This is a genomic window from Mycobacterium sp. IDUB_21 (assembly GCF_055419425.1).
This window is the reverse complement of the sequence record NZ_JBVAXQ010000002.1, coordinates 271,607-295,285: the sequence shown is the minus strand read 5'-3', so window position 1 is coordinate 295,285 and position 23,679 is coordinate 271,607. Positions and strand designations below refer to the sequence as shown.

The 23,679-nt window shown below is 67.6% G+C and carries 20 protein-coding genes and 1 tRNA gene; 10 read left to right on the top strand and 11 right to left on the bottom strand.

Annotation, left to right across the window (positions count from 1 at the left end):
* Positions 1 to 1,377, bottom strand: coding sequence for a metallopeptidase TldD-related protein (locus tag ACZYY4_RS04245; protein WP_463808203.1), 1,377 nt, complete (start codon positions 1,375 to 1,377; stop codon positions 1 to 3).
* Complete coding sequence (locus ACZYY4_RS04240) at positions 1,374 to 2,885, bottom strand: TldD/PmbA family protein (protein ID WP_463808202.1); 1,512 nt, start codon at positions 2,883 to 2,885, stop codon at positions 1,374 to 1,376. The genes ACZYY4_RS04245 and ACZYY4_RS04240 overlap by 4 nt, the downstream gene beginning before the upstream one ends.
* 33 nt (positions 2,886 to 2,918) lie before the next feature.
* On the opposite strand from ACZYY4_RS04240, the gene ACZYY4_RS04235 reads away from it, so the two are divergent.
* Entirely contained in the window at positions 2,919 to 3,803 is an 885-nt protein-coding gene (locus ACZYY4_RS04235; RefSeq protein WP_463808200.1) for a carbohydrate ABC transporter permease, read from the top strand.
* Here ACZYY4_RS04235 and ACZYY4_RS04230 read toward each other — a convergent pair.
* Both ACZYY4_RS04230 and ACZYY4_RS04225 read right to left on the bottom strand, forming a co-directional pair.
* Entirely contained in the window at positions 3,788 to 5,251 is a 1,464-nt protein-coding gene (locus tag ACZYY4_RS04230; protein WP_463808199.1) for an amino acid permease, read from the bottom strand. The genes ACZYY4_RS04235 and ACZYY4_RS04230 overlap by 16 nt on opposite strands.
* A 79-nt stretch (positions 5,252 to 5,330) precedes the next feature.
* Complete coding sequence (locus ACZYY4_RS04225) at positions 5,331 to 5,816, bottom strand: lipoprotein LpqH (RefSeq protein WP_225399368.1); 486 nt, start codon at positions 5,814 to 5,816, stop codon at positions 5,331 to 5,333.
* Between the two features lie 239 nt (positions 5,817 to 6,055).
* On the opposite strand from ACZYY4_RS04225, the gene ACZYY4_RS04220 reads away from it, so the two are divergent.
* The 3 genes from ACZYY4_RS04220 to ACZYY4_RS04210 are packed head-to-tail and all read left to right on the top strand — an operon-like array spanning position 6,056 to position 9,688.
* The gene (locus ACZYY4_RS04220) at positions 6,056 to 7,501 is read left to right on the top strand and encodes a LuxR C-terminal-related transcriptional regulator (RefSeq protein WP_463808198.1); all 1,446 of its coding nucleotides are present in this window, start codon (positions 6,056 to 6,058) and stop codon (positions 7,499 to 7,501) included.
* Positions 7,502 to 7,514: 13 nt separating this feature from the next.
* Positions 7,515 to 8,357 (top strand): carbohydrate ABC transporter permease, encoded by an 843-nt coding sequence (locus tag ACZYY4_RS04215; protein ID WP_463808197.1) that lies wholly within the window; start codon positions 7,515 to 7,517, stop codon positions 8,355 to 8,357.
* The gene (locus ACZYY4_RS04210) at positions 8,354 to 9,688 is read left to right on the top strand and encodes an ABC transporter substrate-binding protein (RefSeq protein ID WP_463808196.1); all 1,335 of its coding nucleotides are present in this window, start codon (positions 8,354 to 8,356) and stop codon (positions 9,686 to 9,688) included. Before ACZYY4_RS04215 ends, ACZYY4_RS04210 begins: the two co-directional genes overlap by 4 nt.
* 102 nt (positions 9,689 to 9,790) lie before the next feature.
* Here the strand turns inward: ACZYY4_RS04210 and ACZYY4_RS04205 are convergent, their stop codons facing one another.
* Together ACZYY4_RS04205 and ACZYY4_RS04200 are read right to left on the bottom strand one after the other, a co-directional pair.
* Positions 9,791 to 10,600: a CbiQ family ECF transporter T component gene (locus tag ACZYY4_RS04205; protein ID WP_463808195.1), complete on the bottom strand. Its 810-nt coding sequence runs from the start codon at positions 10,598 to 10,600 to the stop codon at positions 9,791 to 9,793.
* Positions 10,597 to 12,597, bottom strand: coding sequence for an ABC transporter ATP-binding protein (locus ACZYY4_RS04200; protein WP_463808423.1), 2,001 nt, complete (start codon positions 12,595 to 12,597; stop codon positions 10,597 to 10,599). The genes ACZYY4_RS04205 and ACZYY4_RS04200 overlap by 4 nt, the downstream gene beginning before the upstream one ends.
* Positions 12,598 to 12,734: 137 nt before the next feature.
* Here ACZYY4_RS04200 and ACZYY4_RS04195 point away from each other — a divergent pair, with 137 nt between their 5' ends.
* The 3 genes from ACZYY4_RS04195 to ACZYY4_RS04185 all read left to right on the top strand — a co-directional run bounded on the left by ACZYY4_RS04195 (position 12,735) and on the right by ACZYY4_RS04185 (position 16,017).
* Positions 12,735 to 13,184: a MarR family winged helix-turn-helix transcriptional regulator gene (locus tag ACZYY4_RS04195; protein WP_463808194.1), complete on the top strand. Its 450-nt coding sequence runs from the start codon at positions 12,735 to 12,737 to the stop codon at positions 13,182 to 13,184.
* 240 nt (positions 13,185 to 13,424) lie between these two features.
* A complete protein-coding gene (locus ACZYY4_RS04190) occupies positions 13,425 to 15,233 on the top strand; it encodes a sensor domain-containing phosphodiesterase (protein ID WP_463808421.1) in 1,809 nt (602 codons plus the stop codon).
* Positions 15,234 to 15,651: 418 nt separating this feature from the next.
* Positions 15,652 to 16,017, top strand: a complete 366-nt coding sequence (locus tag ACZYY4_RS04185; RefSeq protein ID WP_463808420.1) for a PAS domain-containing protein — start codon at positions 15,652 to 15,654, stop codon at positions 16,015 to 16,017.
* A 4-nt stretch (positions 16,018 to 16,021) separates the two neighbouring features.
* On the opposite strand, the gene ACZYY4_RS04180 is transcribed toward ACZYY4_RS04185, so the two are convergent.
* From ACZYY4_RS04180 to ACZYY4_RS04170, 3 genes are all read right to left on the bottom strand, one after another.
* Positions 16,022 to 16,717, bottom strand: a complete 696-nt coding sequence (locus tag ACZYY4_RS04180) for a TetR family transcriptional regulator (protein ID WP_463808193.1) — start codon at positions 16,715 to 16,717, stop codon at positions 16,022 to 16,024.
* Positions 16,717 to 17,403, bottom strand: coding sequence for a TetR family transcriptional regulator (locus ACZYY4_RS04175; protein WP_463808192.1), 687 nt, complete (start codon positions 17,401 to 17,403; stop codon positions 16,717 to 16,719). Before ACZYY4_RS04175 ends, ACZYY4_RS04180 begins: the two co-directional genes overlap by 1 nt.
* Before the next feature lie 185 nt (positions 17,404 to 17,588).
* A complete protein-coding gene (locus ACZYY4_RS04170) occupies positions 17,589 to 18,719 on the bottom strand; it encodes an esterase-like activity of phytase family protein (RefSeq protein ID WP_463808191.1) in 1,131 nt (376 codons plus the stop codon).
* Positions 18,720 to 18,771: 52 nt separating this feature from the next.
* Between ACZYY4_RS04170 and ACZYY4_RS04165 the strand changes: the two genes are divergently transcribed.
* Positions 18,772 to 20,730 (top strand): acyl-CoA dehydrogenase family protein, encoded by a 1,959-nt coding sequence (locus ACZYY4_RS04165; RefSeq protein ID WP_463808190.1) that lies wholly within the window; start codon positions 18,772 to 18,774, stop codon positions 20,728 to 20,730.
* 38 nt (positions 20,731 to 20,768) lie between these two features.
* Complete coding sequence (locus tag ACZYY4_RS04160) at positions 20,769 to 21,170, top strand: hypothetical protein (protein ID WP_463808189.1); 402 nt, start codon at positions 20,769 to 20,771, stop codon at positions 21,168 to 21,170.
* A 16-nt stretch (positions 21,171 to 21,186) separates the two neighbouring features.
* Here the strand turns inward: ACZYY4_RS04160 and ACZYY4_RS04155 are convergent.
* Positions 21,187 to 21,259, bottom strand: a tRNA-Asn gene (locus ACZYY4_RS04155).
* A gap of 134 nt (positions 21,260 to 21,393) precedes the next feature.
* Between ACZYY4_RS04155 and ACZYY4_RS04150 the strand changes: the two genes are divergently transcribed.
* On the top strand, positions 21,394 to 21,648 hold the full coding sequence (locus tag ACZYY4_RS04150; protein WP_463808188.1) for a hypothetical protein: 255 nt from the start codon (positions 21,394 to 21,396) through the stop codon (positions 21,646 to 21,648).
* 45 nt (positions 21,649 to 21,693) lie between these two features.
* On the opposite strand, the gene dnaG is transcribed toward ACZYY4_RS04150, so the two are convergent.
* Positions 21,694 to 23,598 carry a DNA primase gene (gene dnaG, locus ACZYY4_RS04145; RefSeq protein WP_463808187.1) on the bottom strand — a complete coding sequence of 635 codons (1,905 nt, stop codon included), beginning with the start codon at positions 23,596 to 23,598 and terminating at the stop codon, positions 21,694 to 21,696.
* Positions 23,599 to 23,679 lie beyond the last annotated feature (81 nt).

Below are 23,679 nucleotides of genomic sequence, written 5' to 3'. Positions count from 1 at the left end.
TCACTGCGCCTGACTCACCGACGACATGTGGAAATCGGGGATGCGCAGTGACGGCATCACCGCCCGGGTCGCCCAATCACCCCACTCTCGCGGCAGCGTCGGCTCGGCGATACCGGCCTGACTGGCCCGGCGCAACAGGTCCAGTGGGCTCTCGTTGAACCGGAAGTTGTTGACCGCCGCGCTCACCTGACCGTCCTCGACCAGGTAGACACCGTCGCGGGTCAGCCCGGTCAGCAGCAGCGTGGTCGGGTCGACCTCGCGGATGTACCACAGCGTGGTCAGCAGCAGCCCGCGCTCGGTCGAGGCGATCATCTCGTCCATGCTGGCCGAACCGCCCGTCATCAACAGATTGTCGGCGGGCAGGGCAACCGGGGCACCGAACTCCGCGGCGGCGGCCCGCGGGTAGGCAAGCGCGTTGATCACCCCGCCGCGGATCCAGTCCACGCAACCGATGTCCAGGCCGTTGTCGAACACCGACGCCGTCTCCGAGGAGGTGCCGGTCGCCACGAACGGCGCGCACTCGAGTTCGAACGCGTGCGGGTCGGAGTACAGGGTCAGTGGCAGCTCGGTGAGCCGCTCCCCCACCCGGGTGCCGCCGCCGGGCGCCGACAGCGCGGTGCGGCCCTCCTGGGCGCCGCGGCCGCTCATCGTCCACCCCAGGTAGATCATCATGTCGGCCACCGTCGACGGCGGCATCAACGTCTCGTACCGCCCGGCAGGCAGGTCGACGGTGCGCGCCGCCCACCCCAATCTCGTCGACAGCTGCTCCAGCAGCGAATCGCCTCGCACGTCAACGAAGTCCGGGGTGCTGACGCCGGCCCAGGCACTGGCACCGTCGCGTTTGGCGTTGATCTCGACCGTCCCGGTGGGCTGGGTGAAACGCCGCCGCAGGCCGGTCGAGGAGGCCACGAAGGTCGTGGCCACCTCGTGGCGGGCGAAGCCGTACAGCTGGTCGGCGCCGCGGAAGCCACGGCTCAACGACCCGGCCAGATCGGCGAACACGTCGGCGCCGGTGCCCGGCACGTCGGCATCCCAGTCGTCCGGCACGTCGGTGCCGGCTACCAGCTCGGTGGCGTCGCGGGCTTCCGGCGCGCCCGCAGCGGCCTCCGCGGAGGCCGCCACCAGGTCGGGAATCAGTGCCGGGTCCACCTCCGCCGAGCACAACGAGCCGACCCGGGCCCCCTCATCGTCGCGGGCGATGGTGATCACCGTGGTGGTCCGGTTGCTCGACACCCCGTTGGTGGTCATCGAGTTGCCTGCCCAGCGCAGCGAAGCCTCGGCCTTATCGGTGACCAGCACGATGGTCGCCGTGTTATCGCCGGCTGCCCGCCGGCTCGCCGCCAGCGCGGTGTCGATGACCTGTTGCGCCCGAATCATCGGCCCCCCTCGCTGCGCGTGTTGAGCACGTTGATCCCCCGGAACAGTGCTGATGGGCAGCCGTGGCTGACCGCGGCCACCTGACCGGGCTGGGCCTTGCCGCAGTTGAACGCCCCGCCCAGCCGCCACGTCGAGGCACCGCCGACGGCCTCCATCGCGTTCCAGAAGTCGGTGGTGATGGCCTGATAGGCCACATCGCGCAGCTGCCCGTCGAGCCGGCCGTTGCGGATCTTGAAGAACCGCTGCCCGGTGAACTGAAAGTTGTAGCGCTGCATGTCGATCGACCACGATCGGTCACCGACGATGTAGATGCCGTCGTCCACCCTGGCGATCAGGTCGGCGGTGGACAGATCCGCAGGACCCGGTTGCAGCGACACGTTGGCCATCCGCTGGATCGGGACGTGATGCGGCGAGTCGGCATACGAGCACCCGTTGGAACGGGATTGTCCGAGCCGCGGCGCGAATACCCGATCCAGTTGGTAGCCGGTGAATCTCCCGTCGCGCACCAGATCCCAGCTCTGCGCTGCCACCCCCTCGTCGTCGTAGCCGACGCTGGCCAGCCCGTGCCGCACGGTGCGGTCGGCGGTCACGTTCATCACCGGCGACCCGTAGCGCAACGTGCCGAGTTTGTCCGGAGTGGCGAACGATGTGCCGGCGTAGGCCGCCTCATAGCCGATGGCCCGGTCGTATTCGGTTGCATGCCCAATGGATTCGTGGATGGTCAACCACAGGTTGGTCGGGTCGATCACCAGATCGGTCGTCCCGGGGGCCACGCTGGGCGCTTTCATCTTCTCGGCGAGCAGCACCGGCAGCTGAGCCAGCTCACTCGACCAGTCCCACACGTCGTCACCGGCCACCGCCTCCCAGCCGCGCGCGGTCGGTGGCGCCAGTGTGCGCATCGAGTCGAAGCCGTCCGGACCGACGGTGACCGCATCGCAGACCGGCATCAACCGCACCCGCTGCTGGGTGATCGACGACCCGAACGTGTCGGCGTAGAAGGTCTGCTCCTTGACCGCGGTCAGCGCTGCCGTCACGTGGTTCACCCCATCGGCTGCGAGCAGCCGGCCCGAGTAGTCCTCCAGTACGTCGATCTTGTCGGCCGTGGGCACGTCGAACGGGTCGATCGCATAGTCCGACACCCAGCTGACGTCGCGGTACACCGGCTCGGCGGCCAGCTCGACGCGTTCGGCGTTGAGGGCGGCCAGCGTCGTGGCCACCTGCACCGCCCGGCGTGCGGTGTCGGCGGCGACACCCGGGGCCAGTTCGGCATGCGAGGCGAAGCCCCAGGTGCCGTCGACGATCACCCGCACTGCCAGGCCGAGTTCACGGTTGACCACCGCGGTCTCCAACTCGCCGTCGCGCAGCCGGACGATCTCGGTGGCGATCCGGTGAATCCGCAGGTCGGCGTGCTCGGCGCCCGCCGCTTTGGCCGCCGACAGGGCGGCATCGGCCAGTTCGTGGCGGGGCAGCGCCATAAATTCGGCATCGACCCCCCGGTTCGCTGTCACCGGTCCACGGTAACGAGCGGCTTTAATACCTGCATGGCAGACCCGCCGCGCACGCCGCAGCGCCGCTCTACCGCGCTCGGCTACGCACTGCTCGCGCCCAGCCTGTTCGGGGTAGTGGCGTTCCTGCTGCTGCCGATGTTTGTGGTGGTGTGGCTGAGTCTGCACCGCTGGGATCTGCTGGGACCGATCAGCTATGTGGGCGCCGACAACTGGCGATCGGTGCTGACCGACCCGGTGTTCGGCAATTCGCTTGTGGTGACGGTGCTTTTCGTGGCGTTCGTCGTCCCGGTCCAGACCGCGCTGGGGCTGGGGGTGGCGATGCTGCTGGCTCGCGAGCTGCCCGGCAACGGCGCGTTCCGCACCGTGTACGTGCTGCCGTGGATCTGCGCGCCGCTGGCGATCGCGGTGCTGTGGCGCTGGATTCTGAGCCCCACCGACGGCGCGGTGAGCACCGTTTTGGGGCATCGGATCGAATGGCTGACCGATCCGGGACTGGCGCTGCCGGTGACCTCGGCGGTGGTGGTGTGGACCAACGTCGGCTACGTCGCCCTGTTCTTCTTGGCCGGAATCCTGGCCATTCCCACCCAGGTGCTGTCCGCGGCGCGCATCGACGGGGCGAGCGGCTGGCAGCGGTTCTGGCGAATCACGTTGCCGATGCTGCGGCCCACCATGTTCTTCGTGCTGGTCACCGGGATCGTCAGCGCGGCGCAAGTGTTCGACACGGTGTATGCCCTGACCGGCGGCGGGCCGGCGGGCCGCACCGACCTGATCGCGCACCGCATCTACGACGAGGCGTTCGGCGCGGCGGCGATCGGTCGGGCCGCGGTGATGGCGCTGGTGTTGTTCGCGGTGCTGGTCGGTGTCACGGTGGTTCAGCAGTTCTCGTTCGGGCGGCGGGTCAGCTATGACCTCACGTGAGCCTGCGCCATTGCCGTGCCGCCGTTCTGGCCACCATTGAGTGCGCTGTGACGGCGACCCCACACCAGGTAGAAGGTCAACGCGACAGCTACCCAGCCGGTGAACGCAATCCAGGTGTACCAATGCAGGCTGTACAGAATCCATCCACACGCCGCCGCCGACAAGACCGGCGTGATCGGATAGCCGGGAACCTTGAATCCGCGAGGCAAATCCGGTTCCCGGACCCGCAGCACCACCACAGCCACCGACACAACGATGAACGCGGTCAAGGCGCCGATGGAGACCATTTCGGCCAGACGCTGGAGCGGTACCAGACCGGCGAGGATCGCCACCACAACCGCGACAATCACGGTATTGGTTACCGGTGTCCCGGTACGCGAGTTGACCTTGGCCAACGTCGCCGGCAGCAGACCGTCCCGACCCATCGCGAAAAGGATGCGAGTCTGGCCGTACATCGTCACCAAAGTGACTGAGAAGATCGAAATCACGGCGCCTGCGGCCAACACCGTGCTGCCTACCCGATTTCCGGTGATGTTGTCCACGATCACGGCCAGCCCCGCGTTCTGGCCCTCGAAGTTTTGCCAGGGCTGGCTGCCCATCGCGGCCACCGCGACAACCACATAGACACCGGTCACTATCAAGAGTGCCGCCATGATTGCCCGCGGGATCGTGTGTTGCGGGTCTTTAACCTCCTCGCCGGCGGTGGATACCGCGTCAAGACCGACGTAGGAGAAGAAGATCGTGCCCGCTGCCCAGCTGATTCCCGAGAATCCGAAAGGCGTGAAGTCACTGAAGCGGTCCGCCCTGAACGCAGTTGACGCGATCACCGCGAACATCAGCAGCACACCGAGCTTGATCACCACCATTACGGCATTGACTTTGGCTGATTCACTGGTGCCGCCGATCAACAACGCCGCACAAATTGCCACCAAGATGATGGCCGGCAGGTTGACCACGCCGCCGTCAGACTCCCATGGTGCCGATGAAATAGCCTGCGGTACCGATACTCCGAAGACATTGAGCGACAACTTGCTCAGGTACTGACTCCACCCGACTGACACCGCGGCGGTGGACACCCCGTATTCGAGCAGCAGGCATGCCCCGACAACCACGGCCACGAATTCGCCGAGGGTGGCGTAGGCGTATGAGTAGGCCGACCCCGATATTGGCACCGCCGAGGCCAACTCGGCGTAGCACATCGCGGCCAGACCCGCTGCGGCCCCGGCCATGACGAACGAGACGACCACTGCCGGGCCGGCTTGCGGTACCGCCTCCGGAAAGACGAAGAAAATACCCGCGCCGACCGTCGCGCCGACACCGAACATGGTGAGCTGAAAACCGCCGAGACGACGTCTCAGGTGGTTTGAGCTCCCGTCGGCGACCGGTGCACCGCGCACCGGCCGGCGCCGCAGCATCTGCCGTGGCACGCTGAGCGCCGGTGTTGGCATGGTGCTCCTGGCTGAGCGGTCCGGGTCCATCGTTGAAAGCGGCCCGACTGGCACAACGGGTTACAACAGGCCTACCGGGCTATGAGCAAGTCACGTCAATTTCGAAGGGCTTGTTCACCGGCTGCATCGGGTTGGCCGTATCGATCCCGGTCGCGGTACCGGTGATCTTGTATCCGTTGCCGTCCTTGGTCGCCTCAGCGTTGCCCTGGCCGGTACCCGCGGTGTAAGCCAGCGTCACACCGTTGACGTTGCCCAGCCCGACCGACTTCACCTCCGGGGGGTTGGCGTCGGTGAGCACTGCGGCGATGCCGGTGGCCGCTCCACCTATCGCGATGTTGACGTCACCGGCCATCGTCGTACACACGGTCGTGCCGCTGACGTTCTGGTCTTTGCCATCGATGGTGACTCTTGTGTTTGCGGCAGCGCCCCCGGTGGTCACCGACGCGCTGGACGCACTCGACGAAGATGCGGGGGTGCTTTCCGCCTTCTTGTCGCTGGAGCATCCGGACAGACCTACGACCGCGATTGCTGCCGCTGCTGCGACAACCGTTACTGAACGCTTCATCCGTACTCCCTTGTTGGTGGTGGTCAGGTGCCTGATTTCGCGCTGTTTGGTGGGCGCGGGCGGGGGCTGGCGGGCTACGCTTAATTCCGCATCCTGATCCGATGGCAGTGTGCTGATGCCCGTGGCAGACCGCCCACCACGCTCACTGGGAGTGTGCTAGGCGGGAAGACCTCGGCGCATCAGGTAATTACCCGATATTTGCTCCGGGATGCGTGGACCCGAGGCGGGAGGGGGGCCTGGTGGACGGTCTGCTCGAACGCGACACCGCGGCCGGGGGCGAGACCGCGCAAGCGTCCGCGGCCTGCGGACCGCGGCCGCAGCCTGCCCTGCTCGAGTCGATATCGCCGAGCGCGGCGGGCGCGCTGGGCGAATGCCTCGCTGAATGCCTGCCGTTCGAGCCACATCACCTGCAGCCGCTGGGACGCCCTACCGAGGCTATGCGGGCGGCACACGCGGCATTGCGGTTGCTCGAAGATGTTGGCCCGTCCCCCCAGTTGGCCTGGTCGCTGATCAACATGGCGCACATCGCCGCCCTTGCCTTGGACCCCGCCTGTGCCCGGTATGCCGCTCGCGCGAAAACCCTCGGCATCCAATTCCGGGACCCTGCCGTGGTGATCCGCGCCCGCGGATACGCGTCGCTCACCACCGTGTTCTGCAGCGACACCGGGTGGGACGAATACGAGGCGGTGTGGGGAGAAGCGGCCGCAACCCCTGGGCTTGAGGAGCACGGCGGAATTTTGGGCGTCCTCATCGGCATGTTCTCGGTTGTTCGCGGCGAATTCGGTCGCGCGGAGCGTTACCTCGCCGAAGTAGCGGCCTTCCTTGACCGACGTGACCTTGGCACGTTCCGGACCCTGGTGGCGGGACTGCAGGCGCTGACCGCCCTGTCTCGCGGCGACTGGTCGCCTGCCGTGCTGGCGGCCGAGCAGATCCTTACCCGGCCCGGACTCCCTCCCCAGCACCGGATCGCGCCGTTGATCACCGTCGCCTTGGTCCGGGCACGACGTGGCGAGGAACCCGTTTGGCCACTACTCGATGAGGCCCTCGAGTGTGCGACGGGCAGCCTGCTGCGCCTGCCAGTGTGCGCAGCGCGAGCCGAGGCCGCCTGGCTGGCCGGCGACGACGAGGCGGCCCGCCGCTCCGTGGCCGAAGTCCTCACGGTGTCCGGCACCGCGTACGCGTGGCTGGGGGGTTCCCTGCGGCGCTGGGCTCATCTGGCCGGAGGCCGATCGGGTATTGACGTCATCGCCGTCACCCCCTACGAATGCGAAATCAGCGGGGACTGGTGCACGGCCGCCCGGGAATGGGTCGTCCGTGGCTGCTCCTACGATGCCGCCGTCGCTCAACTCGGCGGCGACATCGACGCCGCCGAGGCCGCGCTGAGTACCTTTCGCCGGCTCGGCGCCCGCACCGCGGCCCGCCGCGCCCAGCAACGCCTGGCCCACCTGAGCGATCGCGATCCCGACCGCCGGCGCAAAGACACCAGCGCTGACCCACACGGCCTCACCAAGCGTCAACGCGACGTCCTCGAACTCCTCGCTGCCGGACACAGCGACGCTGCAATCGCCACCGCCCTGTGCATCAGCATCAAAACTGCCAACACCCACGTCTGCGCCATCATGGCCAAACTCGGCGTCCACAACCGCACTCAGGCCGCCGCCTACGCCTACCAACAGCTCCGGTGAGCCAACCCACGTCATGCTGATCAGGGACTTACTCAATCCGCACAAGCAAGTTCGCGTCGCGGCGGTCTACGCGCTGCTGACTCTCGGCGCGCTGATCACCCTGGCGCCCTTCGGGCTCGGGCTGTTGACGTCGTTCACCCCGGCACGCCAATTCGCCACCGGAACCCCGCTGGCCTGGCCGCACCCGCCGACGCTGGACAACTACGGCGACCTCGGCGGTGCCGGATTCGGCCGGGCGGCGGCGGTCACCACGCTGATGACAGCGGTGATCGTGCTCGGGCAGCTGAGCTTTTCGGTGCTGGCGGCGTATGCGTTCGCGCGGCTGGATTTCCCCGGGCGGGACACGCTGTTCTGGGTGTACGTGGCAACCCTGATGGTGCCGGCCACCGTCACGGTGGTGCCGTTGTACCTGATGATGGCCCAGCTGGGTCTGCGCAACACCTTCTGGGCGTTGGTGTTGCCGTTTGTGTTCGGTTCCCCGTATGCGATCTTCCTGCTGCGCCAGCACTTTCGCGCCGTCCCCGCTGACCTGGTCAACGCCGCGCGTCTCGACGGCGCGAACACCCTGGACGTGATCGTGCATGTGATGCTGCCGGCGAGCAGGCCGATCCTGGTCACTCTCGGGCTGATCACCGTGGTCTCGCAGTGGAACAACTTCATGTGGCCGTTGGTGATCACCAGCGGCGACAAGTGGCGGGTGCTCACCGTGGCGACCGCCGCCCTGCAGTCCCGGTACAACGCGCAGTGGACACTGGTGATGGCGGCGACCACGGTCGCGATGATCCCACTGATCGTGTTGTTCGTGGTGTTCCAGCGCCGGATCGTGCAGTCGATCGTCGTCACGGGGATCAAATGAGCCGGCCGCGGTTCTCCACCCTGTTCGCGGTCGCGGTGGTCGCATTGGCCGCGCTGCTCGGCGTCGCGGCGGTGCTGCTCGACAGCGCAGCCTCGACCCGACCGGCCGGCGCCAAGACGGTGGTGTCGGTGCGATTGTGGGACGAACAGGTCGCGGCCGCCTACCGGCAGTCGTTCGCCGCGTTCAACAGCGCCCACCCCGACATCGAGGTGCGCACCAACGTGGTCTCCTACGCCACGTATTTCGACACCCTGCGCACCGACGTGGCCGGCGGCGGCGCCGACGACGTCTTCTGGCTCTCCGACGCCTACCTGGCCGGGTACGCCGACAGTGGGCGGCTGCTGAAAATCGATGCGCCGACTTCGGATTGGGAGCCGTCCGTGGTCACCCAGTTCACCCGGGACGGCACGCTGTGGGGGGTGCCGCAGCTCACCGATGCGGGCATCGCGGTGTATTACAACGCGGATCTGCTGGCCGCGGCCGGAGTCGATCCCGCCCAGTTGGATCAGCTGCGCTGGGATCCGCACGGCGGTACCGACACGTTGCGGGCACTGGCGGCCAAGCTCACCCGCGACGCCGACGGACGCAGTGCGGACACACCGGGTTTCGACGAGCGCCGCATCCGGCAGTGGGGCTACAACGCCGCCAACGATCCGCAGGGCATCTACCTGAACTACATCGGCTCGGCCGGCGGCGTGTTCCAGCGCGGCGACGAGTTCGCCTTCGACAACCCCGCGGCCGTGTCCGCGTTCGAATACCTGGTGCGACTGATCAACGACGGCCACGTGGCCCCGCCGGCCTCCGACACCAACACCAACGGGGACTTCTCCCGCAACCAGTTCCTGGCCGGGAAGATGGCGCTGTTCCAATCGGGCACCTACAACCTGGCGGCGGTCGCCGAGCAGGCCGCATTCGGTTGGGGGGTGGCGATGTTGCCGGCCGGCCCGGTCGGTCGGGTCAGCGTCACCAATGGCATCGCCGCCGCCGGCAACGCCGCCTCACCACACCCCGGGGCGGTGCGGCAGGTGTTGGCCTGGCTGGGAAGCCGCGAAGGCAACCAATACCTGGGCCGGCAGGGGGCGGCGATCCCGGCTGTGCTCAGCGCCCAACGGGTCTACTTCGACTACTGGGCGCACCGCGGGATAAACGTCACCCCGTTCTTCGCGGTGCTGGACGGACCGCGCATCCCAGCCCCGGGCGGCGGTGTGGGATTCCCGGCCGGCAACCAGGCGATCAAACCCTATTTCGATGAGATGTTCCTGGGCCGCGCCGACGTCGCCGCCACACTGCGTAAGGCCCAAGACGCCGCCAACGCGGCGGCCTCCCGGTAGCGCACGCCGGCAGTGGCGCCCGAGATTGCAACCATGCGGGAAAAAGCGGCGAAAAGCCTGCGTCAGTGCAATCTCGAGGCGGGAGGCGGGAGGCGGGAGGCGCTACCCGGTGGTGGACAACACCGTCAGCTCAAGGGCCAGGGACCCACCGCATATCACCGCGACCAGTGCCAGGGCTATCGCGTCGGCCAGCTTCGGGCGTGCCGGCGACGCCGAGATCTGGCCGATCCCACCGCGCGTGGTGATCGCGTCACCCATCTCATCGGCCCGGCGCAGCGTGACGGTGATGGCGGCGGTGATCAGGTCGATGGCCTCGCGCGCCCAACGCTGGCGGCGTTCCCGGCGAGTGTGCGGCCGCGTTCTGGGACGTAGCCCGCGGGCGGCGTAGAGCACCCGGAACTCGTCGATCAGCATCGGAAAAGCGCGCAGCGCCAATGCCAGCGCAACCGCCCAGTCGTCCACCGGGATTCGCAGCAGACGCAACGGTCGGCCGAGTGTGGCCACCGCAGGCGCGATTTCAGCGACGTTGGTTGTCCACGAGACCATCGCACCCAATCCCAGCAGCACGATCGACAGGGCGGTGATCCGCAGGAAGTTCAACAGCCCGCCCAGGCCGGCCGGTTCGCCGCCGGCCATGGCTGCGGTGGCACCGCCGACCACCAGCAGCACCCACAGCCAGCGCGGGACCGACGGCAGGGCGCCTCGCGGAATGCGGGCAACCCGGGAAGCGACGAACACCAACAGTGCCACCGCCCCGATCGGCACCCAGCCCGGATAGAAGGTCAGCAGCACCGAGATGCCGAAGACGACGATCAGTTTGGTTCCGGCCCACAACCGGTGCACGGCAGAGTCGCCGGGCACCGGCCGCAGCAGTACCACCGGGCGGGGGGCTTTACGTGTCTCCTTGCTCATGCCGCACCCGCCGGGGCCGACACCAGCACACCGTTTTGCAGGTGCAAAGTCCTGGGGCACAACTCCCCCAGTCCGGCGAAGTCATGCGAGATGACCAGCACGGTGAGGCCGGTCTCGCGCCGCAGGTCCTCCAGGAGCCGCAGCAGCCCGTGCCGACTGGTGGCGTCCAGACCGGCGAGCGGCTCGTCGAGAATCAGGGCCCGCGGGGATCGGGCCAACAAGCCCGCCAGTACCAGTCGACGCATCTGACCGCCGCTGAGTTGGTCGATGCGCCGACCCGCCAATGCCGCATCCAGGCCGACGGCCGCCAGTGCGGCGCTGACCCGGGCGTGATCGTGTGGTGAAAAGCCGGCCGCCGAAGCCACCTCCAGACCGACGTGGCTGCGCATCAGCTGCAGCCGGGCCGCCTGGAACGACAAGGCGACCGCCCCCACCTGTTCGTCGGCCGGCCGGCCACCGAGCAGGCAGCTGCCGGCGGTCGGTGTCGTCAGGCCGGCCATGATCCAGGCCAGCGTGGACTTGCCGGAGCCGTTGCCACCGTGGATCAGCAAGCCGTCGCCCTCGTCGACGGTGAAGCTGATGTCACGCAGCGCGGTCTTCGTCCACGGGGTGCCGCTGGCGTACTCATGGCCGACGCCGGCCAGTTCCAGCACCGGCGGGCCGCCGCGGCGGGCGGGCACGACGCCGCCGGGCGACGAGCGGGGAACTTCAGCGGTCTCCACCATTGCGGTGTTGTCGCGCGAGCCGCTCAGATCGATGATCCGGTCGGCGCTGCCGACCTCATCGTTGTAGTGGGTGATGTGGATCAGCGAGGTGCGGTGCCTTTCGGACAATCCCGACAACACCCCCAGCAGGACCTCACGTCCTTGGGGGTCGACCATGCTGGTGACCTCGTCGGCGATCAGCAATGCCGGTTCACGGGCCAAGGCCGCGGCCACCGCCAATCGCTGCAGCTCACCGCCGGACAGCCCGCCGGTGTCGCGTTCGGCGAAACCGGCCAGGCCGACCTCGCCCAGGAGCCGCTCGACGTCGGTGGTGGTGCCCGGCGGCAGCCCCCACACCACGTCGTCGGCAACGCGGGTGCCCAGCACCTGACTCTCCGGATGCTGCATGACGACCGCGGTGCCGCCGGGGGCGCCCAAGCCCACCGCGCCCGGGCGTTCGACGATGCCCGAGGTGGGAGCACGCCCGGCCAGGAGCAGCATCAGGGTGGTCTTGCCCGACCCGTTGGCCCCGGTGACCGCGACGTGTTCGCCCGCCTGCACTTGCAGGCTGACCGGCCCCAGAGCGTCGTGGCTGGTCTGGGGATAGCGGAACCGCACCTGATCCAGCCGCACCGGGACCGGCGCGACCGGCCCGCTCTCGACCGGCAGGTCCAGCTTGTGCACGTCGGGCACCCCGCGCAGCCGGTCCAGAACCCGCGACAGCGCCCACCAGCCGAGCAACGACACTGTCATGATGCTGAAGATCGACTGCACCAGCAGAAGCACCTGCCAGTAGCGCAGCAGCACTCCGAGGAATCCGGTGAGGTCCGCGGCGGCCCGTTGGAATTCCGGCAGCGGAACCTTGTCCATGACGGCCGCGACGCCGTGCACGTTGGCGGTGATCGCATCGAAGATCAGGTTGCGCAACCGCGACAGTACGGTCAACGCCGCCACGACACCGGCGCCGAAGATTCCGCCGGCCACTGCTGAGGCCAACACCACGGTCGGCAGTCCGCGGCGGTGGCGTTTGATGACGCCGGTGAGCCCGCCGATGTAGGCGCAGTTCACGACCGTCATGAAGCCGCCCATTCCGGCGATCAGGAACGCGATGGTCGCGGCGGCCACCGTGGCGGCGATCAGCACGCGGATCCGGTAGCGGTAGGCCAGCAGACCCATCGGCACCGTACCCAGCAGCGCCAATCCGCCGGCAAAGGGTACGACGACCGCGATGATCGCCGTCGCCGCGCACAGCGCGGCCATCACCGCGGCCTGCGCTATTTCGACGGGATCCATCGACCGAGCCCGGACACGGGTATCGGCCTGACCGGTCTTCGTCACCCGTCGATTCTGCCAGCCGATCCGAACAGCCCCGATGCCCACCGTGGACCGAGTTGATCCACTTCCGTCCACCGTTGTGCAATACTCGCGCGATGGCAGCCCCTGTTCACGCCAGCCTGGGAGCCGACCTGCTCAGCGTCGTGGCTCGACTCAACCGGTTGGCCACCCAGCGCGTCGCGCTGCCGATCCCCGGCGCGCAGGCCCGACTGCTGTCCACCATCGAGGATCTGGACGAGGCCCGCATCTGCCAGCTGGCTGCAGTCGACCACTGTTCACAGCCGACGATGACCACCCAGGTACGCCGACTCGAGGACGCCGGGCTGACCTCTCGCACCCCCGACCCGCAGGACGCCCGCGCGGTGCTGATCCGGATCACCGACAAAGGGGTGCACACGCTGGGCCAGGTTCGCCGCGACAGGGCCGCGGCGATCGATCCGGAGTTGGACCGTCTCGATGCTGAAGACCGCCGGACGCTCGCCGAAGCGGTCGAGGTGCTGCGCCGCTTCCTGGCCGACACCGCCCAGACAAGCCAAGTCCGCTAGGCGGCGATCGCACGTGCGGCGGGGCCGGGCGCGGCGGGTCGAGGCCGTCGGGCCTGAGCCGGAATTCGACTGAGATGTTTCCGGCTGAGAGGTTTCGGAATATGCTCACTGCGGCATCGGCTCGAAGCGATCCCCAGTCTCCCGCGGCCCCCACGGCTCGCGCACCGGGCTGCCGGTCTTCGGGGGAAGGACATTGTGGCGGATAGATTGGCGCTGGTCACCTCGATCGCCGCCCAGCTGATGGCGACAACGCCGTCCACGGCGCCCGCGGTCAGCGAACGCGTGCTACAGACGCTGGTGGAGCAGCTCAACGTCGACGCGGGATTCCTGCGCCACAACGACCACGAGATCCGGGCATCCAAGCTGGTGGCGGAATGGCCGCCGCGCACCGATCCGCCCAACCCGGATCCCCTGGCGGTCGTGTCGTTCACCACCGCCGATCCGGTCTTCACCACCTGCGCACACTGCAAGCAGGTGGCGGTCATCCGGCCGGACCCGTCCGAATCCGGCTACGTGCGCCAGATGGCGACGGATCACGCCATCGAGTCACTGTCGGTAGCCACCGCGCCGCTGATCTCGGGCCCGGTGACCACCGGCATACTCGGCCTGGTCAAGTTTCGCCGGCCCAAGTGGCGGCCGGAAGAACTCAACACGATCGAGGCGATCGCGTCGTTGTTCGCACAGTTGCAGGCCCGAGTCGTCGCCGAGGAGCGGTTGCGCTATCTGGCGGACCACGATGATCTGACCGGGCTGCACAACCGGCGCGCGCTGGTCGCCCACCTCTCCGACCGGCTCGTAGCGGGCAACCCCGGCCCGGTCGGCCTCTTCTATATCGACCTCGACCGGCTCAAGCCGATCAACGACTACCTCGGGCACTCCGCCGGCGACTGGTTCATCCAGGACTTCGCCCGGCGGCTACGGGTGTACGCAGGGAACCGGACCATGACGGCGCGGATCGGCGGTGACGAGTTCGTCGTCATCCCGGACTGGCCGATGTCGATGGCCAGCGCGGAGACCTTCGCCGACCGACTGCAGGGCGCGCTGCGCGACAAGGTGGAGATCCAGGGCCACACCGTCACCAGCACGGTCAGCGTGGGGGTGACGGTGGGCATTCCCGGCGAAGACACCAGCGCGGGGCTGCTGCACCGCGCCGACGAGGCCGTGCTGGCCGCGAAACGCGGCGGCGGCAACCAGACCGTCAGCTCCACCGACGACATGTCACTGAAGAGCTTGTTCCGCAAAGACATCGAACTGCACCTGCAGGGCAAGATCGACGACGAGTCACTACTGCTGTACTACCAGCCCGAGGTCGACCTGTGGAGCGGCGCGATCGTGGCGGTCGAGGCGCTCGTCCGCTGGCGGCATCCGACCCGTGGGCTGTTGCTGCCCGGTTCGTTCATCAGCATCGCCGAATCCGCCAACCTGGCCGACGACCTGGGCCGGTGGGTGATGCGCAGTGCGTGCGCGGAATTCAGCTCATGGCAGGCCAACGGCGTCCGAACCAACGCCACCTTGCGGGTCAACGTGTCCCCGGTGCAGTTGGCCGCCCGCGGATTCGTACAGAACGTGGTGGACACCGTCGACGAGTTCGGCCTGCGCCCGGGATCGTTGTGCCTGGAGATCACCGAGCGCGCGGTGGTGCAGAACATCGAGACGACCCGGCGCACCCTGGCGGAGCTGCGCGAGGCCGGAGTTCAGATCGCCATCGACGACTTCGGCACCGGCTACGCCGTCCTGTCGCACCTGAAGGACCTACCGGTCGACACGCTGAAGATCGACACCGTATTCGTGCGTGAGTTGGGGGTCAACGCAGGCGATCTCGCGATCGTCCGGGCAATCATCGGGCTCGCCGAGGCGTTCGGACTGCAGGTGGTCGCCGAGGGTGTGGAGACGTCAGCAGCCGCGCTCACCTTGATGCGTCACGGCTGCCACCGGGCGCAGGGCTTCCTGTTCTCTCGCCCGGTACCGGGTCCCGCCGCGGAATCAATGCTGGCGTCGCGCTGGATGGCCATGCCTTTCCTGGCCGACAGCCAGGCTCTGGTCATCTGAAAAGAACAACGCCCGGTAGAACGCGGCACACAACCGCACCCCCGGCTGCCGGCCGGCGAGCTCTGCAGCCGGTGCGGTGCACCTGCGCGTCTCGGCATACGGCGGCAATCGGCGATGCGGACCCCTCGAGGTGCCCCGGGCGAAGCTTTGGGAGGAACTCACCGGTACCGGCCCCGACGCACGCCGTAGCGCGCTCGAGCCGTGCAAACCAGTCCCTCGCATAAATGGAGATAGTACATACCTTTTGGATGTTGTCCAACCCTCACGAGACTGCCCGTTATGAGCTCCTGGGCGCCGAGGGCGCCGCACGCGCCCGCTGGGCTCTCCGGCACCGGCAAGGATCCCCGCGTCGTGCGCCCGGCCCGTCATAATCAGATGCATGGAGCGACGGCGGAACATGCAAACGACCCAGACCCCGATGGAGACTCTGCGGCAGCTGCCGGCCCTGGTCGCACTCGAACGGATCCCGGTACCGGTGCTCGCGATCGCCGACGACGGCACCATCCTGTTTGCCAACACCGGTTTCGCCGGCATGCTGGGCTACACCCAGGAAGAGGTGCTGGGCCTGGAGTTCCGGCAGATCTTCGGCGAAGTGCCGCCGGCCGAGGAGTCCGCCTTGTCGGTAATGCACTCATTGGCCAATCTGGTTGTCTCCCTGGAACATCGGGATGGCTCCACCGTGCGGGCGTTGATGAGCAAGTCGGCTCTCGAACGTGCCGACGACCGGGTTGCGCTCGCCACGTTCCAAGACCTCACCGAGCAGCTGTGGCTGGATGAGCGCTAGCACCTCAGTGGTCGGCGGCTGAATCCTCGTCGGCAGCTGAATTCTCGTCGCCGTCGACCTTGCCGGGGCTGACCTGATGACGCAGCGCTTCGCGAGCCAAAAATTGCTGAAAGTACACCAGCGAGTCCGCCGCCACGATCGCGGGAAGCAGCAAGTCCCACATCCAGGTCAAGCGGCCGAGACTATCGCCGGAGCGCGACAGCAGCCACGTCCCGAGCATCGCTCCGGTGATCGACTCGGCGACCTGCCGGGGTTCGAGGTCCTCGCGCAGGTCACCCTCGGCGATCGCGCGTGCGGTCTGGGCGGCCACCACCGCCGCCCATTCGCCGGCGACGTCACCACCGAGATCGTTGGATTCGGAGAGCGCGAAAACCAGGTGGCCGGCAGCGCGCGCCTCCTTGTCGACGGCCAGCACCGCGGTGACGGCGAACATGCCGTGGATCATGCCCTCCAACGCCGGCGACGACGGCTGACACATGCTCCGGAACGTGTTCAACATCGTGGTGAATCCACCCTCGATGATGGCCATCACCAGTGACTCCATCGAGTCGAAGTGGTGGTACAGGGCGCCTTTCGTCACTCCGGCCCGCTCGATGATCGCGGTACGCCCGGCGCCGACATAGCCGACTTCGCCGAACACATCGATGGCCGCGTCGAGCAGTTTCCGCCGGGTCGCCTCGGATCGAACCTGGCGCGCCATCAGCCGACCCGGTCGCCGGCCACGGCGGAGCCCGCCGACGTGGTCCTGACAGCCAGCACGGTGCGCCGCCGGACGAACTGGAGAAAGTAATCGATCCGGTCGGACGGCACCATACCGGGAAGCACGAGGATCAAGGCCCGCTCGACCTGGCGCAGGAACTGTTCGGGCTCATCGAGGTTGCCGGCCTGTCGCAAACCCAGGAACAGCGTCATCAGCACCCGGGCCACGTCCTGCGGATCGCTGTCGACGACGTCGCCTTCGGCGATCGCCCGTTCGGCCACCACGCTCAGCGCTTGAACCGCATTGTTGAGCACCGTGGTCTGCAGCCCCTCGGCACGACCGACCACCGGTAACAGATGCAGCACCGCTCGCGCGGTGTCGCTGCAGATGTCTTCAACCGCCATCATGTAGCCGACATCGATGAGGGTTTCCAGGCCGGAGAGCTTCCGGTCGATCAATGCCTGCACCGCCGCCCCGGCCCTGGCGAGTTGTTCGTCGATGACGGCCAGTGCCAGCGCATGCTTGGAGCGGAAATGAAAATACATTGCTCCCTTGGTCAATTCCGCTTCGGCAAGGATGTCGTCGAGGCCGACGTCGTGATACGGCCGCTGAGCGAACTGATGCGCAGCGGCACGGATGATCTGCTGGCGCGTTGCATCGGCGCGCCGGTCGGTGGATTCAGCCAAGGCGCGATCTCAGCCTCGTCACTGACTGGCAGTCGTACCGCATCGCGCTAACGCTATCAGGGCATAGTTGAAGTTGACTCTTTTCGATACTCGGGGTTGCCAATTACACCGAGTAGCATTCGCAAAACACCAATTACTAGACGACGGGTTGTATTCAGTCTCAGCAGGTCCGGCTGCCGCCCGGGTCAACTCGCGGGCATCGCCAGCACCACGAACTGTGTCAACTGGCGCGGCGAGAAGTTGTCGTCGCTGACCAGCACCACCGTTTGCCGGCCGTCGGGCAGTCGCGGACCCAGCGTGATCCCCTCGATGTTGTCCAGCGGCTCCAGGCCCGGCGTGGCGGACAGGTCGGCCAGCAACGTCTTCGTCATCGGGGTCACGGTTGCGCCGGTCAGTGCCGGCACACCCAGCACGTCGGTTGCACCACCGATCTCGGCCCGAAACAGCCGCACCGTCGGGCGGACGCTGAACGCCCGCTCGATCACCAGGAACGCGGTGTCCGACAGCGCCACCAGATCGGTGAGACCGTTGGTCTCGGCCGGCGCGTTGGCCGCTTCCAGCGGGTAGGCGTACTGCGCGGCCGGCACGGCCGGGTCGGCGCCGGAGTCGAGGCGATAGGCGGTGATGCGGGTCAGCGCACCGTTCGCCTGATCCGGCAGGGCGCCGTCGTCGTAGCCGGGCCCCTCCATCGCGGTGAACAGCAGCCGGCCGTCGGCGGTCACGGTGAGACCCTCGAGCGTCAAGTTGCGGCGAGGCCCGGTGCGCTGCGCCGACATGGCCAGCTCCGGCGGCATGGCGAACCGCCCGAGATAGCTTCCGTCGAGCCCGGCGATCCTGACCCAGGGATCGGCCAGCACCGGGCCGCGCGGTCCGTCGGTGCGCCGCTCGCCCTCCGACGACCAATACAGCCGCTGGCGGCCGCTGTCGAAGGCGATACCTTCCGGGTCCGGTGGCACGGCCGGCGGATCGAAGGATCGCGGTGCGAACGGCCGCCCGCGCTCATCCAACAGCGGGTGGACGGCGCCGACCGTCGCACCGTCGACGCCCCGATCCGACACCGAAAGTTGCACCGTGTAGAACCGGGCCGGGCCACGGGCCGACCGGTCGTCACTGATCACGTAGTAACAGTCCCGGCCGGAGTCGTAACTGATCCCCGACAACCCGCCGACCGTCGTGCCGTCGAATGTGGTGTTCGGCGCCAGTTGGATCTGGCCGAGGTATTCCGGTCCCGGCGCCGCCACCGGAGCCACGCACGGGCTGCAGCCGGCGACGAATATCCAGCACAGCGGCAGCAGCCGCCCCAGCTTCCAAGGCACACCGTAATTTAAACCCGGTTTACCGGGATCCCCGCCCGGATACGGTGCAAGGATGACCACCTCCGAAGCTCTGTGCGACACCTTGGACGGCCGCTGGCGCGCGGTGAAGAATCGGGTGCGAACCACCCTCTCCGATGAGAAGTTCCGTCCGCACCACACCCCGAACACGGTGATCGCCCGCGCCAAGGTCGCCGAACAGCTCAAGATCATGGCCGGCAGCGGCGTGGCCGCCGACAGCTTCCGCAAGGAACACGGCGGAACCGGCGACGTGGGCGCAGCGGTCAGCATGATCGAAATGCTGGCGATGTCGGATCTGTCCCTGATGGTCAAAGCCGGAGTGCAGTGGGGCTTGTTCGGCGGCGCCGTGGAGAACCTGGGCACCGAGCGCCACCACCGCGCCTACGTCCAGAAGATCATCGACCTAGAGGTGCTCGGCTGCTTCGCGATGACCGAGACCGGCCACGGCAGCGACGTGCAGGCCCTGGAGACCACCGCCACCTACGATCCGGCAACCCAGGAATTCGTCATCGATTCGGCCACCGGTTCAGCCCGCAAGGACTACATCGGTGGCGCAGCCGAAACCGCCACCGTCGCCGCGGTGTTCGGCCAGCTGATCACCGAGGGTAAAAGTCATGGCGTGCACTGCTTCCTGGTGCCGATCCGAGACGCGCACGGTAACGACCTGCCCGGCATCACCACGTCGGACTGTCATTACAAGGGTGGGCTGCCCGGGGTGGACAACGGCCGCATCGTGTTCGATCACGTCCGGGTCCCGCGGGAGAACCTGTTGAACAGGTACGCCGATGTCGAGCCCGACGGCAGCTACCGGTCATCGATCGAAAGCGACGGCCGCCGGTTCTTCACCATGATCGGCACCCTGATCCGGGGCCGGGTCTCGGTAGGCGGCAGCGCGGGAGCGGCCGCTCGGGTCGCCCTGGACATCGCTACCCGATATGCCTTGCAGCGCAAGCAGTTCAGTGCGCCGGGCGATGACGGAACCGAGCGTGAGGTAGTGATCATGGATTACCTGGCGCACCAGCGCAGGCTATTCCCGCTGATCGCACGGTCATATGCGCTGCAGTTCGCCCAGAACGAGCTGGTGAGCAGGTGCCACGACCTGCAGACCGCTGACGACCCCGACGCCGAAGAACAGCGTGAGCTCGAAGCGCGAGCAGCCGGGCTGAAGGCAGCCAACACCTGGCACGCATCCCGAGCTATCCAGGAGTCGCGAGAAGCCTGCGGAGGCGCCGGCTACATGGCCGAGAACCGCCTGATCGCGTTGCGCGCCGACACCGACGTGTTCACCACCTTCGAAGGCGACAACCACGTGCTGACCCAGCTGGTGGCCAAGCAACTGCTGACCGCCTACGCCGACGACATCGCCGGCATGAGCCCGGTCGACTGGGTGCGATTCGCCGCCGAGACCGTCGGTGACCGGGTGCTGAAACGTACCGCGGCGGAGACGATCATCCAGACGTTCGTGGACGCCCGGCAGGACAGCGAGGAGGAAGGCAGTCTGTTCAACCGGGGCACCCAGGTGCACATGTTCGAGGACCGCGAAGAATATCTGCTGACGTCGGTGGCGCGCCGGTTGAAGGCCAAGTCCGAGGAGATGAGCGACTTCGACGCCTTCAACGCGGTCCAGGACCACGTACTGCACGCGGCCGCCGCCCACATCGACCGGGTGGTGCTGGAGGCCTTCGTCGCCGGGATCGACTCATGCCCGGACCCCGAGGCCCGCGAGCTGCTGGAGCTGGTGTGCGACCTGTACGCGCTGAGCGTCATCGAGGACGACAAGGCGTGGTACGTCGAGCACCGATATCTGTCCACCGATCGGGCCAAGGCCGTGACCCGCGGCATCAACGACCGGTGCCGCAAGTTGCGGCCGCACGCACAGACCCTGGTCGACGGGTTCGGGATCCCCGAACAGCTGCGATACGCCGAGATGCTGCATCCGGAACACTTGTCGGTACCGCCCGCCGGTGAATCCCCCGGACAGTCGTCTTTATAGGCTGTCGAGACCCCGGCCCGAACGAAGGAGTATCTCTCATGGCGTGGTTCCTTGCGCTGAATGCCTCACCGACCAAAGGCGGCCAGTCGCCGACCTATGAGCTGCAGGACTCCGCCGATATCGAGCGGATCACCGAGGAGATGGCCACCTACGCCGCCGCCGATCGGGCCGTGGCCGTTCCCGCCGTCTTCAACAACGGTCGCCAGCAGGTCACCCTCTACGTGCGCCCGGCCGCCTGGGGCGCGTGGGCGATATACGAACTGAGCGAGGAAGAGCGCCGCGAGTTGATGGCCGCCAGCCCGCTGGTCAACGCGCTCGCTCAGGCCCGCGCCGCCAAACAGCAGCAGCAGCCGCAATCACAGCAGCAACAGCAGCAGATGTTCGCGGCGCCTGCGCAGCCTCAGCAGACCGGACCCTCGGTGATTCCCCGGCTGGACTGACGCCGGTAAAACGAAGCTCCCCCGGGTGGACTCGAACCACCAACCCTCCGGTTAACAGCCGAATGCTCTGCCAATTGAGCTACAGGGGACTGCTGTCCGCGTGGACTTGCACGACTCTAGCGCATCCGGACGGCCCCGCCGCCCCACGGGGGTCGCACCCAAACACCCCGCCGTTGCGTGAGGCAGGATGGAACCATCGCACCGCCAGTTGTAGGGAGCAGCATTGATCGGGTACGTCGTCGTGATGGGCGTCGGCTACGTGATGGGCACGAAAGCCGGGCGTCGTCGCTACGAGCAGATTGTCGGTACCTACCAGGCGCTGACCAGCAGCCCCATCGCCAAATCGGTGATCGACAAGGGGCGACGCAGCATCGCCAACCGGATCCATCCCGAACAAACGATGGTGACGCTGACCGAACTCGAGGACGGCACCACCGTGCTGCGGCCCGAAGACCCGCAGGACCCCGACGCGCGCTGAGCTGTGCCCGATCAGGCGGTGCCGATTACGCCTGACCCGCCGCGATCACGCGGTCAGATCGTCGCCGCTGGCCTGCTCCAGCAGGCTGCGCCGATAGGCCTCCATCGCCACCAGATCACCGAAGAGCGCGTGGTACTCGTCGCTGTGCTCCACCGGTGACATGCGTTGCAGTTTGGACTTGACCTCGGCGATCTGCCGGCCCACCCACACCTCCTGCAACCGGGCCAGCACACCGCCGATGTAGCGGGGCAACTTGTCGTCGTCGACGCGGATGGACTCCACGCTCAACTCGTGGATGAGCCCGATGGTCAGCGGCGAAGTCGTCTGCTCGCGCACCGTTTCGATCCATTGCGCGCCGGCGGCCACCGCAGCCGCCCCGGCGGTCCCGCCGGCCGTGTCGATCGCAGATCGCACCGCCGCGTAACCGGGGTGGGTGAAACTCTCCACCGTCAGGCTGTCGAACACCGGCCCGGCCAGCGCGGGGAACTGCAGTGCCGCCTTGAGCGCCTCCCGCTGCGGCCACAACGTCGGATCGGCAGGGTTGGGGCGCGCGACCGGCGGCTGAGTGGCCGCCGTGGCGGTCGCGGCGGACCCCCGAGTCGCGACACCCTTGGAACTCTTGGCCGCCGCGCGCACCCTTCCGATCACCTGCGCGACGTCATCCCAGCCCACCCAGCCGGCCAGCTGACGCGCGTATTCATCGCGCAAGGTTGGGTCCTTGATCGCCGCGACCATCGGCACGCAGCGGCGTAGCGCGGCGACCCGGCCCTCGGCATTGTCGAGATCCATTTCCGAAAGTGCGGTGCGAACTGCGAACTCGAACAACGGCGTTCGGCGCGCCACCAGATCGCGTAACGCCTCGTCGCCGTGTGCCAGGCGCAGATCGCACGGATCCATGCCGTCGGCGGCGACCGCGACGAACGATTGCCCGGCCAGCTGCTGCTCACCCTCCAACGCCTTGACCGCGGCCGCGCGACCGGCTGCGTCGCCGTCGAAGACGTAGATCAGCTCACCCCGAAAGAACTTGTCGTCCATCATCAGTCGGCGCAGCATGGCCAGGTGCTCGTCGCCGAAGGCGGTGCCGCACGATGCGACCGCGGTGTTCACCCCGGCCAGGTGCATCGCCATCACGTCGGTGTACCCCTCGACGACGATGGCCTGGTGCCCCCGCGCAATGTCCCGTTTGGCCAGGTCCAAGCCGAACAGCACGTTGGACTTCTTGTAGAGCGTGGTTTCGGGGGTGTTGACGTACTTGGCCTCCATCGGGTCGTCGTCGAACAATCGGCGGGCGCCGAACCCGATCACTTCTCCGGCCGAGGAACGGATCGGCCACAACAGCCGACGGTGGAACCGATCCATCGGGCCGCGGCGGCCCTCCCTGGACAGACCCGCCGCCTCCAGTTCCTTGAACTCGAAGCCCTTGCGCAACAGGTGTTTCGTCAAGGTGTCCCACCCGGAAGGGGCGAATCCGCACCCGAAGCGCTCCGCGGCGGCGGAGTCGAAGTTGCGCTCGGTGAGGTATCGCCGCGCCGGTGCCGCCTCGGCGGTGCCCAGTGCGGTGACATAGAACTCGCTTGCGGCCGCGTTGGCGGCGATCAGCCGGCTACGGCCGCCGCGCTCGCGCTGGATATTGGTGGCTGACGCCCCGGTGTAGGTGATGGTGTGGCCGACCCGGTCGGCCAGTAGTTCGACCGCCTCTACGAAGCTGGCGTGCTCGATCTTCTGCACGAACGCGTAGACGTCACCGCCTTCCCCGCAGCCGAAGCAGTGGAAGAGGCCGTGGTTGGGCCGAACGTGAAACGATGGCGACTTCTCGTTGTGGAACGGGCACAGGCCCTTGAGCGAGTCGGCTCCGGCCCGCCTGAGCTGCACATAGTCGCCGACCACATCCTCGATCCGGACACGTTCGCGGATAGCGGCGATGTCACGATCGGAGATACGGCCGGGCACCGGGTCAGTCTAGAGCGCACAGGCAGCCCCAAGCCGCCATGTTTTAAGCTCGGTCCGTCAACGTCGACGTCAGGGAGCGCG

What these genes read in the sequence shown, in the direction of transcription:
- ACZYY4_RS04245 (WP_463808203.1), bottom strand. Translation starts at nt 1,377, where the DNA reads ATGATTCGGGCGCAACAGGTCATCGACACCGCGCTGGCGGCGAGCCGG.
- ACZYY4_RS04235 (WP_463808200.1), top strand. Translation starts at nt 2,919, where the DNA reads ATGGCAGACCCGCCGCGCACGCCGCAGCGCCGCTCTACCGCGCTCGGC.
- ACZYY4_RS04230 (WP_463808199.1), bottom strand. Translation starts at nt 5,251, where the DNA reads ATGCCAACACCGGCGCTCAGCGTGCCACGGCAGATGCTGCGGCGCCGG.
- ACZYY4_RS04225 (WP_225399368.1), bottom strand. Translation starts at nt 5,816, where the DNA reads ATGAAGCGTTCAGTAACGGTTGTCGCAGCAGCGGCAGCAATCGCGGTC.
- ACZYY4_RS04215 (WP_463808197.1), top strand. Translation starts at nt 7,515, where the DNA reads ATGCTGATCAGGGACTTACTCAATCCGCACAAGCAAGTTCGCGTCGCG.
- ACZYY4_RS04210 (WP_463808196.1), top strand. Translation starts at nt 8,354, where the DNA reads ATGAGCCGGCCGCGGTTCTCCACCCTGTTCGCGGTCGCGGTGGTCGCA.
- ACZYY4_RS04205 (WP_463808195.1), bottom strand. Translation starts at nt 10,600, where the DNA reads ATGAGCAAGGAGACACGTAAAGCCCCCCGCCCGGTGGTACTGCTGCGG.
- ACZYY4_RS04200 (WP_463808423.1), bottom strand. Translation starts at nt 12,597, where the DNA reads ATGGATCCCGTCGAAATAGCGCAGGCCGCGGTGATGGCCGCGCTGTGC.
- ACZYY4_RS04195 (WP_463808194.1), top strand. Translation starts at nt 12,735, where the DNA reads ATGGCAGCCCCTGTTCACGCCAGCCTGGGAGCCGACCTGCTCAGCGTC.
- ACZYY4_RS04190 (WP_463808421.1), top strand. Translation starts at nt 13,425, where the DNA reads ATGGCGACAACGCCGTCCACGGCGCCCGCGGTCAGCGAACGCGTGCTA.
- ACZYY4_RS04185 (WP_463808420.1), top strand. Translation starts at nt 15,652, where the DNA reads ATGGAGACTCTGCGGCAGCTGCCGGCCCTGGTCGCACTCGAACGGATC.
- ACZYY4_RS04180 (WP_463808193.1), bottom strand. Translation starts at nt 16,717, where the DNA reads ATGGCGCGCCAGGTTCGATCCGAGGCGACCCGGCGGAAACTGCTCGAC.
- ACZYY4_RS04165 (WP_463808190.1), top strand. Translation starts at nt 18,772, where the DNA reads ATGACCACCTCCGAAGCTCTGTGCGACACCTTGGACGGCCGCTGGCGC.
- ACZYY4_RS04160 (WP_463808189.1), top strand. Translation starts at nt 20,769, where the DNA reads ATGGCGTGGTTCCTTGCGCTGAATGCCTCACCGACCAAAGGCGGCCAG.